The organism is Lactobacillus sp. WILCCON 0059 (assembly GCF_057197985.1).
In genome coordinates, this window is record NZ_JBUBHN010000001.1 from 1,460,111 (window position 1) to 1,477,594 (window position 17,484).

A 17,484-nucleotide genomic window follows, 5' to 3' on the forward strand; every position below is an offset into this window, starting at 1 on the left:
TTTTCTACTGCTGCTACTTACTTGTTATTTTCCAGGTATTCCATGATCTGGACGGCGTTGGTTGCCGCGCCCTTCCGGATCTGGTCGCCGGTGCACCAGAGAGTAAGGCCGTTAGGGTTGGTCAAGTCCCGGCGCAGGCGGCCAACTTGCACGATGTCCTTGTCGGAGTTTTCCAGCGGAGTCGGGGTGTGGTCGGTAACCAGGAGGTCTCCGTCAAAAGCCGCGATAGCTTTTTCAGCATCTGCAACTGAGACTGGCTCTTCAGTAACGACCGTCACGGCAATTGAGTGGGACCGGTAGACCGGAACCCGGACGCAGGTGCAGGTAACCAGGAGCTCTGGCAAGTGCAGGATCTTTCTTCCTTCATTCTGCATCTTCATTTCTTCAGTCGTATAGCCGTTTTCCAAAGGACTGCCAATATCGGCGATGACATTGAAGGCAATTTGGGCCGGGAAGACCTTGGCTTCCACGCTCTCGCCCTTGGTCAAAGCCGTTACTTCATCCTTAAGTTCGCTGATCCCGCCCATGCCGGCGCCGGAAACGGCCTGGTAGGTGCAGGCGTTGATGGTCTTGATCGGGGACAACTTGGCAATTGGCGCCAGAGCCATCAAGGTGATGGCGGTTGAACAGTTTGGATTGGCGATGACGCCGCGGTGCTCTAAAGCATCTGGGCCATTGATTTCAGGCACTACCAAAGGCACGTCATCTTCTTGCCGAAAGGCTGAGCTGTTGTCGATGTAGACTGCCCCGCTCTTTTCAACCAAGGGCCGGTATTCCTTGGACAGACTGTTGGAAACTGCCCCCAAAACGTAGTCAAGCCCGTTTAGTCTTTCCTGGCTGACCACTTCCAAGGTCAATTCCTGGCCAGCAAAGGACAGCTTTTTGCCCTTAGAGCGCTCGGAAGCAAAAACGCGCAGCTCTTCAACCGGCAGCTTTCTTTCTTCAATGCATTCCAGCATCTGCCGGCCAACGGCCCCTGTAGCACCTAAAATACCAATCTTCATTTATCGTTCCACTCTTTCTTCACTAATAAACTGCTGATAAATCGCCTTGATTGCCGGAACCAGGTCCTGGTTGTTAACCCCGATGACGATGCTTTGTTCATCGCAGGCCTGGTTGATGGTGCGGATGTTGATCTGCTGGTCACCCAGTGTTGACAAAATCTTGCCCGACATCCCCGGCATCTGCCTCATGGCCCGGCCAACCACGGCCAACATGGCCTGCTGGCTTTCGACTTGGATGTCGTCAAGGCGCAGTTCCTGCTTTAATTCCGCCACGATTTCATAAAGGTAGCGCTCGATCTTCTTGGTCTGGACCACGATTGAAAAAGTATCGACCGTAACCGGGACGCTTTCAATCGAGATCTGGAATTTTTCAAAAACGGCCAGAACCTTGCGCAAAAAGCCCGCCTCGGCTGAAACATGCGACTTGACCATGGTGATGACCGTAAAGTTCTGCTTGCCCGTAATCCCTGTGATGACATGAGGCAGCTCTTGCGCATCAAGTTCGCTGCAGTCATTCATGATCATGGTGCCGGGATTTTCCGGGTAGTTGGTGTTGCGGACATTGATCGGGATGTTTTTCTGCCGAACAGGGAAAACCGCGTCGTCATGCAGGACATTGGCCCCCATATAGCTCATCTGCCGCAATTCAGAGTAGGTAATCCGCGGAATCTGGACAGGGTCTTTAATAATGCGCGGGTCCGCCACGTAAAAGCCGGAAACGTCGGTCCAGTTTTCATAGACGTCAACGTCAAAGGCATTAGCCACGATTGACCCGGTAATATCTGACCCGCCCCGGCTCATGACCTTGATGACCCCATTTGGCAAAGAACCGTAAAAACCTGGGATCACCACCCGCCGGCCCGGGTCAACCTGGGCCTTTAGCAGTTCTTGGCACTTTTTTAGGTCGATTGATCCGTCATAATGGAAGCGGATCACCCGGCTGGCATCAACGAAGTCCGCGTCCAGGTATTCAGCCAGGCAAAGGCCGGTCAAGTACTCGCCCCGGGAAACCAGGTAGTCCAGGTTCAAGTTCTGAGCCATATTCTGCCGGATCTTGGCAAATTCTCTGCCCAGGTCAATTTTGAGGCCCAGGCTGCGCTTGATTTCCATGTACTTGTCCACGATGGTCTGGAAAATCGACTCATAGCTGACGTCATAGGTAATGTGGGCGGCGCAGAGGTAGAGGAGGTCGGTAACCTTGTGGTCCTCCTTTCCGCTCTTGCCGCAGGCGCTGGTCACCACGTACTTGCGGTCCGGGTCAGCCAGAATAATCTGCTTGACCTTTTTAAATTGTTCGCTGTTAGCGACTGAAGAGCCGCCAAATTTTACTGCTTTACTCATCTGCCACTCCCGCCAAAAAGGCTGCCGGGTCTCCGCTTTCTTTGACCAGGCGAGACAAGGCCGTCAAGGTCATTTTTTTCGTCAAAAGCGCCTTTTCATTGATTCTTTCAGCCGCTACATCCTGGAAAAAGCCAGCCCGGTCAGTCCGCAGGTAAAAAGTCTGCTCTTCTTCATCAAGCAGCTGGGCCGGCTGACTGCTTTGCACGATTTCCTTTTTCCCTTCAGCCAGATCCAAGAGGTCCTGGACAGCCGCGTGGGCGGTCGGCAAGGATCCAGCCCCCTGACCAACAAAAGTTGCCGGGCCCAGGCTGGCGGAATCAGTTTCTAAGGCATTGAAGTTAAGGCCCACTCCAGCCAAAAGACTGGTCTTTTTCAGCATGACCGGCAAAACCTGCAAGGACAGCTTCTCTCCTGCTTGCCTGCCCCGGCCCAGCAATTTGATGGTCCGGCCGTTTGCCTTAGCCCAGGCGAAGTCTTCCTTGGTCAAATGCCGGATCCCCCATTGCTCAACCTGGCCTGGATCGGCAATCTTGCCAAAAGCGGTCAAGGCTGACAGGCAGACCTTGTAACAAACATCCCCGCCGTCGATGTCGTCGCTGGGGTCTTTTTCCGCGTAGCCCAGGTCCTGGGCGTCTTTTAAGCAGGTGGCAAAGTCCAGGTCCTTTTCTTCCATTTGGGAAAGGATGTAGTTGCTGGTCCCGTTAAAAATTCCCTGGAAGGCCGTGACCGGCTCCAGACGCTGAATCCGCTTGATGTTAGCAATCCAAGGAATCCCGCCGCCAACGCTGGCCTCATAGGCCAAAACCAGGCCTTTTTGCCTGGCTAAGGCAAAGAGTTCACCCGCGAAAACCGCCAGCATCTTCTTATTGGCCGTCACCACGTGCTTGCCCGCTTCCAAGGCCCGTTTAACATAGCTGTGGGCCGGCTCAAGGCCTCCGATACACTCGCAGACCACTGAAATTTCCGGGTCATCCACGATTTCCTCAAAGTCCGTCGTGTGCTGGTCATCTAAGATCTGCTCATCCCGGTGCACCAGGATCTTCTTAATTTTCACATTCTGCAAAAGCGGACTTTCCGCCTCTTCAACCAGCTTGACAATACCGCCGCCAACCACTCCGCGGCCTAAGATCGCAATTTGCATACCCGCCTCCGTTGTTTCTAATACAGGGACACTTGTTTTTGAATTAAAAACATAGTATCATTATCCGCAAGGCCTGACAAGGGGAAAGTCACTTATTATTAAACAAAAATTAAAGCAATATGTCAAAGGAGGATTGGCCATGGCCGACTATTTTTACGTACATAAAAAGATCCTGCCCGACTATCTGGAAAAGGTCCTAGCGGCCAGGGAAATGCTGGACAGCCGGGAGGCAGCCACCGTTACCGAGGCAACTGAACGCGTCGGCATCTCCCGCAACACTTATTACCGCTATAAAGACTATGTTTTCAGAGCTAAAGACCCTTCCCGGGGCCAGCAGGCGGTCTTATCCCTGCTCTTAGCCGACCAGCCCGGGGCCCTGTCCGCGGTTTTGACCTGCGTGACTGACCACCAGGCCTCGGTCTTGACCATTTCCCAGGCCATTCCTTTGGCCAGTCACGCCAGCGTTTTAATGTCCTTGGACTTGGCCGGCCTTGAGGGCGACCTTAATACCCTTTTGGGCGATTTGAAAAAACTCCCTTTCGTCAAAAATCTCCAGCTTGCCGGATTAGAATAAAAGAGCGCGTCCACTGGGCGCGCTCTTATTTTGCTTTTAGCTTAATTTAATTCAATTTTACTTTTCCCGGTTTTGCTGGAGGGTGTAAAGGTCATAGTAGTAGCCCTTCTGTGCCAGCAATTCCTCATGCTTGCCATGTTCGACGATTCTCCCCTTGTCCAGAACAATGATCTGGTCAGCGTCAGCAATCGTCGACAGGCGGTGAGCAATAGCCAGGGTGGTCCGGCCCTGGCGCAGCTTTTTAAGGCCCATTTGAATCAAGCTTTCTGTCTCCGTGTCCACGTTGGCGGTAGCTTCATCCAAAATCAAAATCTTGGGATTGGTTACCAGGGTCCGGGCAAAGGAAATCAGTTGTCTTTCCCCGCTGGAGAATTCCGACCCTCCTTCGATGACCTTGGCCTGGTATTTCCCGGGCAATTTTTCGATAAAGCGGTCAGCCTGGACGGTTTTGGCCGCTTCTTCGATCTGCTCATCCGTGATCTTGTCATTATACAAGCGGATGTTAGAAGCCACGTCCCCGTAGAACATGAAGGGTTCCTGCAGAACCAGTCCTATTTTTTGCCGCAGTTCCGCCTTGGAAAAGTCCCGGATGTCGGTTCCGTCCAAAAGGATCTGGCCATCGTGGAACTCGTAAAACCGCATCATCACATTGATGATCGAGCTCTTGCCTGACCCAGTATGGCCAACAATCCCCAAAGTCTCACCTGGATTTAGGGTGAAGGAAACGTCATGAAGAACATCGTGCTTTCCGTCATAAGAAAACGACACGTGCTTGAACTCGATTTTCCCTTCTGTAATCTTAGCGTCCGCCTTTTCCTTTTGCTCAGGTTCGTACTCTTCCTGGTCCAAAATCTTGAAGATCCGCTTGCCGGCCACGATCCCGTCGGTGAAGAAAGTTAAAGAATTCATCATGTCTGACAAGGGGTTAAAAAAGTTCTGCACGTAGTTGGCAAAAGCATAGATCATCCCGGCCGGGACAAAAGTTGCCCGGAGGGGATAGCCGAACCAAACCAAAACGCAGGTCAAGGCTAAAGAATAGAGCAGGGTCGTAAATGGCGACAAGAGCAAGCCATTGGTTCTGATCAGCTTGAAGCGGGTCTGCATCTGCTGGCTGTTGATTTTTTCAAAGTCTTCATCAACCCGCTTTTCCTGGCGGAACTGCTGAATTACGTTTATGCCGGCAATGCTTTCTTCCAGCTTGGTGTTGATCAAGGAGTTGCGGGCCCGGTATTCGTGATAGGTCTTGGAGTTGACCCGGTTGTAAAGCCAGATTGCCCCAACGATAAGTGGAATAAAGGCCGTCACGATTGCCGCGGCCACCGGATCAGCCATATACATGGCAATCAAGGCAGTTACCATGGACACGATCCCTAACAAAAAGGCAGAGAAAACCTGCATAAAGTTGCCCAAGGTCATCGTGTCGTTGGTTACCCGGGATAAAATCGACCCGGCAGGAGTCTGGTCAAAATACCGCATCCCCAGGGTATGGATTTTTGCGTAAAGGACCCGGCGGACCTTTTCCAAGGCCTTTTCTCCGGCTAAGGCATAAAGATATTCATAGGTAAACTGGAAGCCCGCCTTAAATACCACGCCAATGCCGTAAATCAAAGCAACATAATAGACCGTGCTGAAATCAACCTGGCCGCTTTTTAGATAATGGTCCATGTAATACTGCAGCCAGGTCGGCAGGAGCATATTGATAGCGGAAACAGCCACCATCCCTAAGACGGCAGTCAATAATTCCGCCTTGTAAAGCCAGACAAAAGTCCAGAGCCGCTTTAAAATCTGCCCCTGCTCTTTGGTTGAAATCGGCTGCTGCCAGACTGATTGGAAGTCTTCATTATTCATCGTCATCTTCACCTACTTTCTGGGCCAGTTCCTGCCGCTGCCACATGCGGGCATACCAGCCGCCCTTGGCCAGCAATTCTTCATGCGTTCCTCTTTCTGCCACCTGTCCGTCTTGCATAACGAGGATCAAGTCGGCATCCATCACACTGCTTAAGCGGTGGGCAGCGATGACGGTAATTTTCTTCTCCCGCTCTTGGCGGAGCTTAGTCAGAATTGCCTTCTCCGTTTTAGCATCAACAGCTGACAAGGCATCGTCCAAGATCAAGATTTCGCTGTCATGGAGAAGTGCTCTTGCAATTGACATCCGCTGCTTTTGCCCGCCGGACAGGGAAACCCCGTTTTCCCCGATCATGGTCTGGTAGCCATCCGGGAAGGCCAAGATATCGTCGTGAAGGGCGCTCTTTTTTGCTGCTGCTTCAACCTCTTCCTGGCTGGCATCCGGCTTGGCAAAGGCAATATTGTCCCTTACCGACATGGAGAACAGGAAGTTGTTTTGCGGAACATAGGAAATCTCCTTCAAGTAGACGTCCAGGGGGATCTGTCGGATGTCGTGGCCGGCAAAAGTAATCCGGCCCTTGTAGTTGTCAAATTCCCGCATCAAGAGCTGGATAATGGTCGTCTTGCCTGACCCGACCCGGCCTACCAGGCCGATCGTCTGCCCGTTTTTCAGGTCAAAGTCAACGGCTCCTAAGGCATTCTTGTCTGGTTCATCCGGGTAGGCAAAACTGGTCACGTGGTAGCGCAAGTCCCCGGTCAGCTTCTGCTCCTTGTCCATAGAATCAGAGTCCACGATCAAAGATTTTTCATTGAGCAGGGTCATGATCCGGTCGTAGCTGGCACTCCCCCGCTCAAGAACGTTAAACAGGTAGCCGATGGCAAACATTGGCCAGACCATGGACCCGATGTAAGAAACAAAGGAAATCAGCTGACCCAGGCTGATCGTCTTGCTGAGAACCAGCCGGCCCCCGTAAATAATGGTGATAATGTAGGTGATGCCGATGATCACGGTAATCATCGGGTCATAAAGTGAGTCGATCCGGAAGACCTTTTTATTGATGTCAACCGTTTCATAGGTCATCTTGTTAAAAGCTTCAGCGTCCTCTTTTCCCTGGCCAAAAGTCTTCAAGACCTTAATCCCGGACAAGGATTCCTGGGTCTTATTGTTCAAGCGTGAAAATGCCGCCTGCGAATCCATATATGCATCGTGCAGGCGATCGCCCAAGTAGCGGGCACAGAAGGCCAAAAGCGGCAAAGGCAGCATGGCAGCCAGGGTCAAGCGCCAGTCTACCAGGATCATCATGGCCAGCAAGGTGGTCCCCCCGGTAAAAATCGAGTCGATCAAGGTCAAGATTCCGTCACCGGCCACGTTCTGGACGGCTTGGACGTCATTGGTCGCCCGGGCCATCAAGTCCCCGGTCCGGTAGCGCTGAAAGAAGGTCCGGTCCATCTGCAGAAAATGCCAAAAGAGCCGGCCCCGCAATTCCTTTTCCAAAATTGCCGCCCCGCCGTAAATCTGCTTGCGCCAGAAATAGCGGCAAACGTACAGGGCCAAAGCCGCCAGCAAAATTGCCAAAACAAATCCAAAAAACTGCTGCCAGCTGATTTTTCCCGTGTCCAGCTGATCAGCCATCATGCCCAGGATCCGCGGCGGAACCAAGTTGGCTGCCGAGGTCAAGATGAGAGCCGTGATCCCCAGGGCATAACGCTTGCGGTGGGCTTTAAAGAACCAGCCCAGCTTGCTGAAAGTATCCATTTTTTCCTCCCTCTTTTCTTTGCTTCTTCTTTTTATCCTAATTCTATCATTTTCACCTTTTTTTCTAATTCCCCTAGCCCGCAAAAAAAGAGCGCCCGGATTCCCCTAGCGCTCTTTGCCTCTTAAACCTAGTTCTTGGCTGACTGGTGCTTGATCATGTTCATCACTTGGTTGACCTTCTTGGCTGAAGGCTTCTGGCCCATTTGTGACATCATGGTTTCAACCATTTCCCGGGTAATTGGGGGATTCTTCTTAAAGTAGTTCTTCATGTAAGTCCGGGCACCGTAAAAGCCGGCAACCGCACCCAGAAGAGCTGCCAAAATAATCAAGAAAATCGCCAAACCTAAATTCATTATCGCTAAACCTCCATTGGTCTTAATTTGTTATCCGCCTCAGCGGATAGTATTCGTTAGTCACACAAATACTATCTTACAAAACTTCAGACCATTTTTAAAGAAAAAATTCCTATCTGAGGCCCTTTTCCTTCTGAATCTGCTTGGCTTTCTTTGGGGTGACGTCCTTGCCTTTGTCATCGACGATCACCAGACTGTCCAGCTGCTGCCTAAAGCCCGCCCGGAAATTAGCGATAAACTTCTTGTGCAGTTCTTTGCGTTCGGCTTCTTCTGCTTCCGTCAAGCCGCTTTCCTGCTTCTTCTTGTACAATTCATTGATTCTTTGTCTTACTTGATCTGATTCTGCCATAAACATAGCCACCTTTCTCGTGATATGAATAGTGTACTCGCTTTGTAAAAATAAAAAAAGTTTTAAGCCTAGAACGCCTGTTTGCAAACTCTCCGAATATTTGCTAAAATAAATAATAACCGACAATAAGATTTTTGACGAAGGTAAAAAATATGGCAACTCATGACTCGAAACAATTAGAAATTCTGCAATACATCTATGATACCGTTGAAAACCGCGGCTTCCCGCCGACGGTCCGGGAAATCTGCGCTGCTGTTGGCCTGTCCTCAACCTCCACCGTCCACGGCCACTTGACCAGACTGGAGCGCAAGGGATACCTCATCAAGGACGCCACCAAGCCCCGGGCTTTGGAAATCACCCATGCCGGCCTTGACGCCTTGGGTATCAAGCCTAAAGACATCCCTGTGATCGGCGTTGTTACCGCCGGCCAGCCGATTCTGGCTGTCCAGGACGTGGAAGACTACTTCCCGCTTCCGCCGAACTTGGCCAGTGATGCTGGTGAGCTTTTCATGCTCCGGGTGCACGGCACTTCAATGATCAATGCCGGTATCTTGAACGGTGACTACGTCATCGTCCGCAAGCAGACCACGGCCCAAAACGGGGAAATCGTGGTCGCCATGACTGATGACGGTGAAGCAACAGTCAAGCGCTTCTACAAAGAAGACCTCCACTACCGCTTGCAGCCGGAAAATGATGCCATGGATCCAATTATCTTGGACCATGTGCAGATTTTAGGCAAGGTTGTTGGCCTTTACAGAACAAATATTGATTAATTCATTATTGCCGGTAAGTGACCAATATTGACTGATATTGACTAATATTTTTTGAAAAAGGTGCTTTGTTTTATGCAAATCATCTTTTTATTTTAACCGTTTTCTGAAAACGGTTGACATTTTCATAGCGTTTTCTATTGCTATTTTCCTAAAACTCCGTTAACCTAGTAACTATTCGACAAATTATTAGTTAAAGGGGTTTTCAATTAATGAATATCATCATTGCTTTACTGCCAGCCATTGGCTGGGGGGTTATGCCATGGATCGTCAACAAGGTTCCTAACAGCAAGCCGGCCAACCAAATCTTCGGCGTCGGCATGGGTGCCACTATCGTTGGCATTATCGTGACTTTAATTCAGCATCCGGCCATGTCCATGCCGGTCTTCTTCCTGTCACTACTGTCCGGTGCTCTATGGACCATCGGCCAAATCGGCCAGTTCATTTCCTTTACCCGGATTGGGGTCAGCAAGACCATGCCGATCTCAACTGGCCTGCAGCTGGTCGGCAACACCATCATCGGGGCTTTGATCTTCGGTGAATGGAAGACCAGCAACGACTTCATCTTCGGGATCATCGCCCTGGCCATTATCATGGTCGGCGTTGTCTTGACCGCCTACACGGAAAAAGGCGACGACTTCAGCCAGAAGACTACCAACAAGGATATTCTTTTCCTGGTCTTGACCACGGTCGGCTACCTGGCCTACTCCGCCTTCCCTAAGACTATTACGGCTGATGCTGAATCAATGTTCCTGCCGCAAACCCTGGGGATCCTGCTGGGTTCAGTGCTCTACCTGGCCTTCAGCGGCAACAAGGCTGCCTTCAAGGAAAAGGCCAGCTACCTTGACCTCTTCGCCGGGATCAGCTTCGGTATTGCCGCTTACGCCTACATCATCTCCGCGCAAGTCAATGGGGTGACTAACGCCTTTATCTACGGGCAGCTGAGCGTCATCATCTCCACTATCGGCGGGATGACCCTGCTAGGTGAACGCAAGCAAGGCAAAGAACTGGTCGCTACGCTTGCAGGCCTCTGCCTCATCGTTGTCGGCGCCATTCTTTAAGACTAAAAATAAAAATCAAAAATTTTACGTGCTAGCAAAAAAGCTAGGAGCTGACGCTCCTAGCTTTTTTGCTTTCTGTCTTATTCTGATTCTTTATTGAATCTTGACCTTCTGGCTTTCTGCCTGCTTGACGTCAAAGCCGGAGACCTTACCAAACCACTTCTTAACCAGCTGGTCATATTTACCGCTGGCCCGCAGCTTCTTCAAGGCCTTATTAATGGCCTGGCGCATTTCGGTTTGCCCTTTTTCAACCCCGATACCGTAAGGCTCCTCAGCCAAACTGGCCTTGGTCAAGGTGAATTCCGGCGTGTCAGCAATCAAGCCGGCCAGAATCCCGTTGTCGTCGATCATGACGTCCCCTTGCCCTGCCTTTAAGGCATTGAAGGCTGAACCATAATCGTCAAACTGCTTGACGCTGGCCTTTGGTGCCAGCTTGGCCACCTGATTGGCCACGTCGGTCCCCTTGATGGCAATGACGACAACGCCTTTCTTGTTAAGGTCAGCAATCGTTCTGATCTTGCTGGACTTCTTGACGATCATCGATTCGTTGGCGTTAAAGTAAACGTCTGAGAAGTCAATCACCTTCATCCGCTCCTTGGTGATGGTCATAGTTGAGATGACGGCATCAAGGGAGCCGTTGTGCAAAAGCGTGATCCGGGTCTTTTCCGTGATCGGCCGGAAGACAGCCTTGCCTTTAGGCCCTAAGATCTGCTTAGTGATGGCCGTGGCCAGATCGATTTCAAAACCTTCGATCTTGCCGGTTTTGATGTTGGTCAGCCCGAACAGCTTCGTGTCCGGCCGAACCCCCCAGGTAATCTGCTTGGACTGCTTGGCCCGGGCATAGCTGCTTTCCTGCTTGCTGGAACAAGCAGTCAGGCTGGTCGCCAGCAAAAGCAGCAGGCTCAAAGCCAAGGCCTGGATGATTCTCTTAATTGTTTGCGGCTGTCTCTTCATGTTTTTCATCTTTCTATCATATAGGATCTATTTAACATTATACCCGATAATCAAGGAAGTTTCTTTTGTTTATATTAAAAGTCTATTTTTCTTATTTTATTAAGTTAAGCCCAGTGAAAAGTTTGAAAAATTATGATTTCAGAAAAGAAAAGCCTTTTCCTGGAGTTTTTGTCCTCGAAAAAATTTAAATTAAAATCAACCGTAGTCGACATTTTTCATGGCTGACCACTGCTTGCCCAAGCTTTTGCCAGCAATTTCAAAGGCTAAGAGCTGGTCCAGGTCAGCAAATTTTTTTACCTTTACCTGCCCGCCTTTTTCCAAGCGCCAGGTCAGCTGCCGGTAAACCTTCCGCTCACTGGACTGGCCCAGACTGTATTGGCGGCCTTCCAGAGAGAACTGAATGTCGCAGCCGTCTTTGATTGCCTGGACAAACTCCTCCAAGCTCTCAAATTGCACGCTCCAAATGGCCACCTCGCTCATCTGGGGCCAGCAGGCGGCTAAAGATTGCCCCCCAATCTCACAGGCCAGAAATTCCTCTGTATTGGCAAAAAACTGCTGCTCTTCCGGCAAGTCGCAGTTGATCAAGGTCTTGCTTTCTGGAGTCAAAGGATTGCCATCATCAACTAAAAGCCACTGCTGGCCGTTTAACTTAAAATGTATCTCATCGCTGTCATCAGCGGCTGTTTCTAATTCTTGAAAACTGGAAATCGGACGCTTGCTTACTGACATAAATTTCCTTTCTAAAAAATCGAGATTTGATTATTAGACATTATTGTACATCTTTTTCAGCCCTCTTGTCTCGTAATCTCTCCGATTGCCCGCCGCATTTCAGCCAAATCCAGGACGCTATAGGCAAATTCTTTTCTGACCAGGTCATCTGGCAGGTATTCGTCATACTTGTCAAAAACTGGCACTTCCTTAGGATAGAGCAGGTCCAAGGGGTCAAAGTCCTTAGCGGCTTCTTCAGCCAGAATCTGGTAAAAGTCTCCTTCACTGACATCCATGCTGAACTGGATGTAGTAGGGCCGGACTGAGTCAAAATTCTTCAGCCCTAAGCGGCTTGCGCATTTAAGGCGCAAGAAGCGCTCCAAAGCCAGGAAGGCATAAGAACCCGTCCAAGGAAACAGGCAGTAGGTTTTAGCGCCCAAATTGACCAGCTGCTTACCTGGCAGGCCGGCCGCTTGCGCCATTGCCCTGGTTTCGCTCAAACGGGCAGCCGCGTTTTTCATCAAGTAAGGATACTGACGCTCCTCTGCCAGAATCTTCCTCATCTGCTGGAGGACTTTGGGATGGATGTCGCCCGCTACATCCCCAAAGTAAGCCGGAATCCGGCCCTTGACCTGGTGGACATAGACCTGCCGGCGGCGGCGGTCGATTTCTTCAACCACCCAGACATGGCCGGCAATGGCGATTTTTTCCCCCAAGGGCGGCGGCTTGACGATCGTCCCCAGTTCTTCAGACTCAGCGTGAACGCTGTATTCCTCATTTTCTTGGAAAACGGCGTAAAACTTGAAATTGTTGGTAACCCGCTCGCCAGCCAGGCCAACGATCAAACCGCCATTTTCCGTCAGCTGGATCTGGTCGGTCTTGATCAGATGGCGGAGCAAAACTTTATAGTCATCCTGGCTGACCCAGCGGAAGTAGGACAGGGTCAAGACCCGGGAGGCCAGTTCTGCCGGGCTCATCTCCCCGCCGGCCATCAAAGTGCTCATAGTCTGGTGGTAAAGGAGGCTGTAAGGCAATTGGTGGTCTCTTGGCGGTTCAACCCAGCGCTCTTGTAAATACAGCTCAACCAGGGCAATCCCCTGCAGAAGTGACCAAGGAATCAAGACCGGCAGCATGGCCCGGCTTTCGGCCTGCTCTTCGCGCATGACAAACCACATTTCTGCTGGATTGCCCCGCCGGCCGGTCCGCCCCATCCGCTGCAAAAAGCCGGAAACGGTAAAGGGCGCTTCAATTTGAAAGGCCCGCTCCAGCTGGCCGACATCAATGCCCAGTTCAAGCGTAGCCGTCGCGCAGGTCGTAACGTTGGCGTCTTCATCCTTCATGATGGCCTCCGCCCCTTGCCTGAGAGCCGCGGACAGGTTGCCATGGTGGATCATGAAGCGGTCTGGTTCGTGCTTATATTCGCAATACTGCCGCAAAACTTGACAGACAGCTTCACATTCTTCCCGGCTGTTGGTAAAGACCAGGCACTTTTTGCCCCGAGTATGGTCAAAAATATAAGCAAGACCCGGGTCAGCCAATTCTGGTGCCTGGTCACTGGCCTTAGCTAAAACGGCTTGGGCCGGCAGGGCAGAATGCTCGCCTGCCTGCTCACCGCTCTTATAAAAGTGCTCCATTGACAAGCGCCAGCGTTGGGGCTGGCTTTTAACCTTAGGGATCCTGGTCTTATGGCCCGATCCTGCCCCTAAAAACTGTCCAGCCGCCCCTGGATCACCGATAGTAGCTGACAGGCCAATCCTCCGCGGCTTAACGGCCGCCAGCCGGTTTAGGCGCTCTAAAAGGCAAAAGGTCTGCCCGCCCCGGTCGCTTCTTAAAAAGGAATGCAGCTCGTCGATGACGACATAGCGCAAGTCGCCAAATAAGCGGGGAATATCCGCGTGCTTGTTGATCATGAGGCTCTCTAAAGACTCCGGCGTTATCTGCAGGACTCCCTGGGGCCTTTTGAACATTTTCCGCTTTTGAGAAGCCGAAACATCCCCATGATAGCGCCAAACCGGGACGTCACTGCCTTCGCAGATGTCTTTTAACCGGTCATACTGGTCATTGATCAAGGCCTTTAAAGGGGCGATATAGAGGCAGGCAATGGAGTCAGCCGGATTTTCCGCCAAATCTGTCAAGATGGGAAAAAAGGCTGCTTCGGTTTTCCCGGAAGCAGTCGAAGCCGACAAAAGCAGATTGTCATCCGTATCAAAAATCACCTGGGCCGCTGCCGTCTGCATTGGCCGCAAGGTCTCCCAGCCCCGGGAATAAATATAGTCCTGGATGAAGGGAGCATAGCGGGAAAAAGTATCCATAAACAAACTTCCCTTAGCACATCTTAAATCGTAAATTCAGCAAAATCGCTGGTCTTTTCATCTGAGACGGCGTCTGGCTCAGTATAAGCAAAATCCCCGTCTGTTAAAAGACTCTGCACGGTCTGGCCTGGATTCTGCAAGACAATGTCCAGCAGCTCAATAAAGTCCCGGATAATTTCTCTTGGGGTGATCATGCTGCTCGTGCCGACTCTGCCATATTCAATCTTGATGAAGTCAGCCAGATCCTTTTCGCTGATCGTCCGTTCATAGCCGTAAAGGCTGGCATGCATGTCAGCCAGCTTTTCAGTTAAAACCAGCATTTCCTCAGCGGTCAAGGGCTCCAGGCGGATAACTGGGGCATACAGGTCCCGCTGCCCTTCTTTGGCAAACTTGCCTTCAGCCAGACGGGACCTGAGGGCTTCATAAGAGTAAACACCCCGCCGCCGGTCTTCGATCGCTTGCGGCGTGGCCCCCATAATAATGCCCAGGTACTTGGCCTTGCCCTGCATGGCATCATTATACATGCTGAGCAGCTTTTCATAGTTGTACTGGCGAGAGATGGCGTTGGGAATCTTGTAGAGGTTGACTAATTCATCGACCATGATGAACATGCCGCTGTAGCCAGCCTGGCGGAAGAAGACGGCAAAAAGCTTCAAGTACTCGTACCAGTCTTCATCAGAAATAATAATGTTGACGCCCAGGTCCTGCTTGGCCTCGGTTTTCAGCCGGTATTCCCCTCTGAACCATTTAACTACCTTACCCTTGGTCTCTTCGTCACCAGCCAGGTAAGCATGGTAGTAGCGCTCTAAAAGCTGGGCGAAGTCATAGCCATGCACCATTTCACTCAAAGAAGAAATCTGGCTGACGATCTTCTGGTCAACAGCGGTCTGAAAGCCGGGGTCCTCAAAAGAAATTTCGCTGGCTACTGCCGTTTGGACATTGTTGATCCAGCGGTCCAAAACTAAAGTTAAGGCCCCGCCTTCCGGCCGGGTTTTAGTTGCCAGGTTCTGGATCAGTTCCCGGTAGGTAGCTAAACCTTGCCCCTTGCTGCCCTGCAGGCGGCGTTCCGGGGACAGGTCAGCGTCTAAGACGATGAAATTCCTGTCCATCACATAATTGCGGATGGTCTGCAGCAAAAAGCTCTTGCCCGACCCGTACCGGCCCACGACGAAGCGGAAGGAAGCCCCGCCTTCTTTGACTAAGTCGACGTCATGTAAAAGGGCCGCGATTTCCGCCTTCCGGCCCACTGTAATATAGGGCAGGCCGATCCGAGGCACTACCCCGCCTTTAAGTGAACTGATAACTGTTTGGGCAATCCGCTTGGGAATCCGTTTCTTTTGCTCCACTATTTCTCCTCAATTCCTAATAAGTCAGCGAGGTCGCTTCGGTAATCCTCCACGATTTCCGCCTTTTGGCCATCGCAGTCGATTACGGCATCGCCGATTTCGTCAAAAATCTTTTCATTAATTTGGTCCACGACTACGCTTAAAAGCAGGTGCTGCTGGCGCAAAAAGTCCTGGTAGGGCTGATCATTATATATGGCCAGCAAGAGCTTTTGCTCAGTGTCGTTTAAGCCCAGGTCGATGGCAGCCATTTCATCGATGTCCTTTGTCAGCTTTTCTTCTGCAGCAGAAGAATCAGTTACTTGCTTACTTATCTCAGCTTCTTCCGCCTCCAGCTGCCGCTCTTCCTCAGTCAGCAGGCTTTCCTTGGTTTCAGCGGCATCGGCCCGGATCTGGTCCAAGCTGGCCAGGTTGATTTTAACCTTTGGCCGGGTTCTTTCAGCCAGAATTTCCTGGTAGTCGGCAATTCCTTGCACGATTGCCTGTTTAAAAGCCGGGGGCAGGTCTTTTTCTTTTAGGGCCCGCCCCTGTTTAAAAGCCTGCCGGCTTAAGCGGTCAAATTCATGCATGAAATTGGCCAAAAGCTGCCTCTGCCGGCTGGAAGGCCAGTAGACTTCATTACTCCACTGCCCGCCTTGGCAGCGGTAGACCAGGCCAGGGCCTAAAACAAGCTCAGCCTCTTTTACCGGATCAAGGCTGAAGAAGACCGTGTCAGCAAACATTTCTACCGGAAAAGTGGTCTTTTCTCCCACCAAAAGCTTGAGCAGCTGGTAAGGGTTCAAGCGGACCTGTTGCCAAACCTGGGCTAAAAGTTCATAAAACTTTTCCGGCTCTTTTTTCAGCAAGGGATTGTTCTTGGGCAAATATGAAGACAAGCAGCAGATGGCTTGGTAGAGTTCCTGCCCGCTTGCTTCAGCAGACAGGAGATTATGATAAACTTCCCCCCGCATCAGCTCGTCTTCAAAGGCTGGCCGGACTTCATCAAGCGGAAAATCATAATAGACCAGGTAATTCTGCAGGATGTGTTTCTGCTGCCAACTGGTGGAAATATCTTTTTGTTCCGCGCACTTGGCAAAAAGCAGGCGCAGCTGGCGCAGACCGTCGGCTTTATCCTTAACCCCAATCTGGCAGACCAATTCACTGGCCAGAAGGTAAATATAGGCGCTAGAAGCAGACTTGTACTTGCCCTGCCGGAATTTGGTCCGCCAGGAAAAATAGGACCGCAACTGGTCAACATTCAGATCATGGTAGACTGGCCGCTGCTTGTTAATTGGGACCATTTTACCAAAGTCATCTTCATAATTGGCCATCAGCATCCCCTGCCGGTAAAAATTGCTCTCCCGCCGGGGAACAGCCAGATAGTCGTAACTTTCCTGCATCTGCTTGATCCCTTCCGGAACCACGTGCTTGCCCTTCTCAGCCAGCAGACGGTCAAAGTCGCTGTCTTTGAAAAAGGCTGGCCGCTTTGGGATCACTTCTTCTTGGAAGTCTTCTCCCTCATCGTCTAGCAGGTAGATTTCATGCTCTTGGCTATTTTCTTGTTCTTCGCTACTTTCTCGCCTATTTATATCTTCTTTTTTTCCAGCTTCCAGCGGCCGGGAACTCTGGTAGGCAGAATCCAGGGTCTTGTAAAAGAAGCGGTCGTTTAAAGCAGGATTTGCTAAATCAACGCTGATCCAGGCCAGATCCTGCATAAAGATGGCCGGTCCAAAAGCCGGCTGGGCAGCCAAAAACTTAGCCAATGACCCGCATTTCAGTTCAACCGTTTCGCGGCCATCCTTCTTAAGAAGCAGGGCGAAGCTTTCGTTTGCTCCTGGGACCGTGACCGCGGCCAGGGTTTGCCCAGCCAGGTCGACATAGCTGGCCTCAATTCCATATTTGCTTTGAATGTAGTTGGCTACTTCCGCCAAGCGCATGCCTGCCCCTCCTTGCTGTTTTTATCATAATTATAGCACGATTTTTCGAACGTTAGT

Annotated in this window: 15 protein-coding genes; 3 read left to right on the top strand and 12 right to left on the bottom strand. The window is 51.0% G+C overall.

What is annotated here, in order from left to right:
* Positions 1–17 precede the first annotated feature (17 nt).
* The 3 genes from ACYVUT_RS06875 to ACYVUT_RS06885 are packed head-to-tail and all read right to left on the bottom strand — an operon-like array spanning position 18 to position 3,486.
* Positions 18–1,004 (bottom strand): aspartate-semialdehyde dehydrogenase, encoded by a 987-nt coding sequence (locus tag ACYVUT_RS06875; RefSeq protein WP_484500412.1) that lies wholly within the window; start codon positions 1,002–1,004, stop codon positions 18–20.
* Positions 1,005–2,345, bottom strand: coding sequence for an aspartate kinase (locus tag ACYVUT_RS06880; protein ID WP_484500413.1), 1,341 nt, complete (start codon positions 2,343–2,345; stop codon positions 1,005–1,007). It lies immediately after the preceding gene.
* Positions 2,338–3,486 carry a homoserine dehydrogenase gene (locus ACYVUT_RS06885; RefSeq protein WP_484500414.1) on the bottom strand — a complete coding sequence of 383 codons (1,149 nt, stop codon included), beginning with the start codon at positions 3,484–3,486 and terminating at the stop codon, positions 2,338–2,340. The genes ACYVUT_RS06880 and ACYVUT_RS06885 overlap by 8 nt, the downstream gene beginning before the upstream one ends.
* A gap of 139 nt (positions 3,487–3,625) precedes the next feature.
* Between ACYVUT_RS06885 and ACYVUT_RS06890 the strand changes: the two genes are divergently transcribed.
* Entirely contained in the window at positions 3,626–4,060 is a 435-nt protein-coding gene (locus tag ACYVUT_RS06890) for an ACT domain-containing protein (protein WP_439776228.1), read from the top strand.
* A gap of 57 nt (positions 4,061–4,117) precedes the next feature.
* Here ACYVUT_RS06890 and ACYVUT_RS06895 read toward each other — a convergent pair whose 3' ends face one another.
* The 4 genes from ACYVUT_RS06895 to ACYVUT_RS06910 all read right to left on the bottom strand — a co-directional run bounded on the left by ACYVUT_RS06895 (position 4,118) and on the right by ACYVUT_RS06910 (position 8,363).
* Positions 4,118–5,908: an ABC transporter ATP-binding protein gene (locus ACYVUT_RS06895; RefSeq protein ID WP_484500415.1), complete on the bottom strand. Its 1,791-nt coding sequence runs from the start codon at positions 5,906–5,908 to the stop codon at positions 4,118–4,120.
* Entirely contained in the window at positions 5,901–7,661 is a 1,761-nt protein-coding gene (locus ACYVUT_RS06900; RefSeq protein ID WP_439776230.1) for an ABC transporter ATP-binding protein, read from the bottom strand. Before ACYVUT_RS06900 ends, ACYVUT_RS06895 begins: the two co-directional genes overlap by 8 nt.
* 128 nt (positions 7,662–7,789) lie before the next feature.
* Positions 7,790–8,014, bottom strand: a complete 225-nt coding sequence (locus ACYVUT_RS06905; protein ID WP_296226826.1) for a YneF family protein — start codon at positions 8,012–8,014, stop codon at positions 7,790–7,792.
* A 112-nt stretch (positions 8,015–8,126) separates the two neighbouring features.
* Positions 8,127–8,363 (bottom strand): DUF896 domain-containing protein, encoded by a 237-nt coding sequence (locus tag ACYVUT_RS06910; RefSeq protein ID WP_484500416.1) that lies wholly within the window; start codon positions 8,361–8,363, stop codon positions 8,127–8,129.
* A gap of 152 nt (positions 8,364–8,515) precedes the next feature.
* Between ACYVUT_RS06910 and lexA the strand changes: the two genes are divergently transcribed.
* Together lexA and ACYVUT_RS06920 are read left to right on the top strand one after the other, a co-directional pair.
* Positions 8,516–9,136 carry a transcriptional repressor LexA gene (gene lexA, locus ACYVUT_RS06915; RefSeq protein ID WP_439776232.1) on the top strand — a complete coding sequence of 207 codons (621 nt, stop codon included), beginning with the start codon at positions 8,516–8,518 and terminating at the stop codon, positions 9,134–9,136.
* A 209-nt stretch (positions 9,137–9,345) separates the two neighbouring features.
* Entirely contained in the window at positions 9,346–10,194 is an 849-nt protein-coding gene (locus ACYVUT_RS06920; RefSeq protein WP_439776233.1) for a GRP family sugar transporter, read from the top strand.
* Positions 10,195–10,287: 93 nt separating this feature from the next.
* Here ACYVUT_RS06920 and ACYVUT_RS06925 read toward each other — a convergent pair whose 3' ends face one another.
* The 5 genes from ACYVUT_RS06925 to ACYVUT_RS06945 all read right to left on the bottom strand — a co-directional run bounded on the left by ACYVUT_RS06925 (position 10,288) and on the right by ACYVUT_RS06945 (position 17,427).
* Positions 10,288–11,148, bottom strand: coding sequence for a transporter substrate-binding domain-containing protein (locus tag ACYVUT_RS06925; protein WP_484502050.1), 861 nt, complete (start codon positions 11,146–11,148; stop codon positions 10,288–10,290).
* Between the two features lie 195 nt (positions 11,149–11,343).
* Complete coding sequence (locus tag ACYVUT_RS06930; RefSeq protein ID WP_484501735.1) at positions 11,344–11,877, bottom strand: hypothetical protein; 534 nt, start codon at positions 11,875–11,877, stop codon at positions 11,344–11,346.
* Between the two features lie 56 nt (positions 11,878–11,933).
* Positions 11,934–14,168 (bottom strand): DEAD/DEAH box helicase, encoded by a 2,235-nt coding sequence (locus tag ACYVUT_RS06935; RefSeq protein ID WP_484501736.1) that lies wholly within the window; start codon positions 14,166–14,168, stop codon positions 11,934–11,936.
* A 23-nt stretch (positions 14,169–14,191) separates the two neighbouring features.
* A complete protein-coding gene (locus ACYVUT_RS06940) occupies positions 14,192–15,514 on the bottom strand; it encodes an ATP-binding protein (protein WP_484501737.1) in 1,323 nt (440 codons plus the stop codon).
* The gene (locus tag ACYVUT_RS06945) at positions 15,514–17,427 is read right to left on the bottom strand and encodes a TerB N-terminal domain-containing protein (RefSeq protein WP_484501738.1); all 1,914 of its coding nucleotides are present in this window, start codon (positions 17,425–17,427) and stop codon (positions 15,514–15,516) included. The genes ACYVUT_RS06940 and ACYVUT_RS06945 overlap by 1 nt, the downstream gene beginning before the upstream one ends.
* Positions 17,428–17,484: the final 57 nt, after the last annotated feature.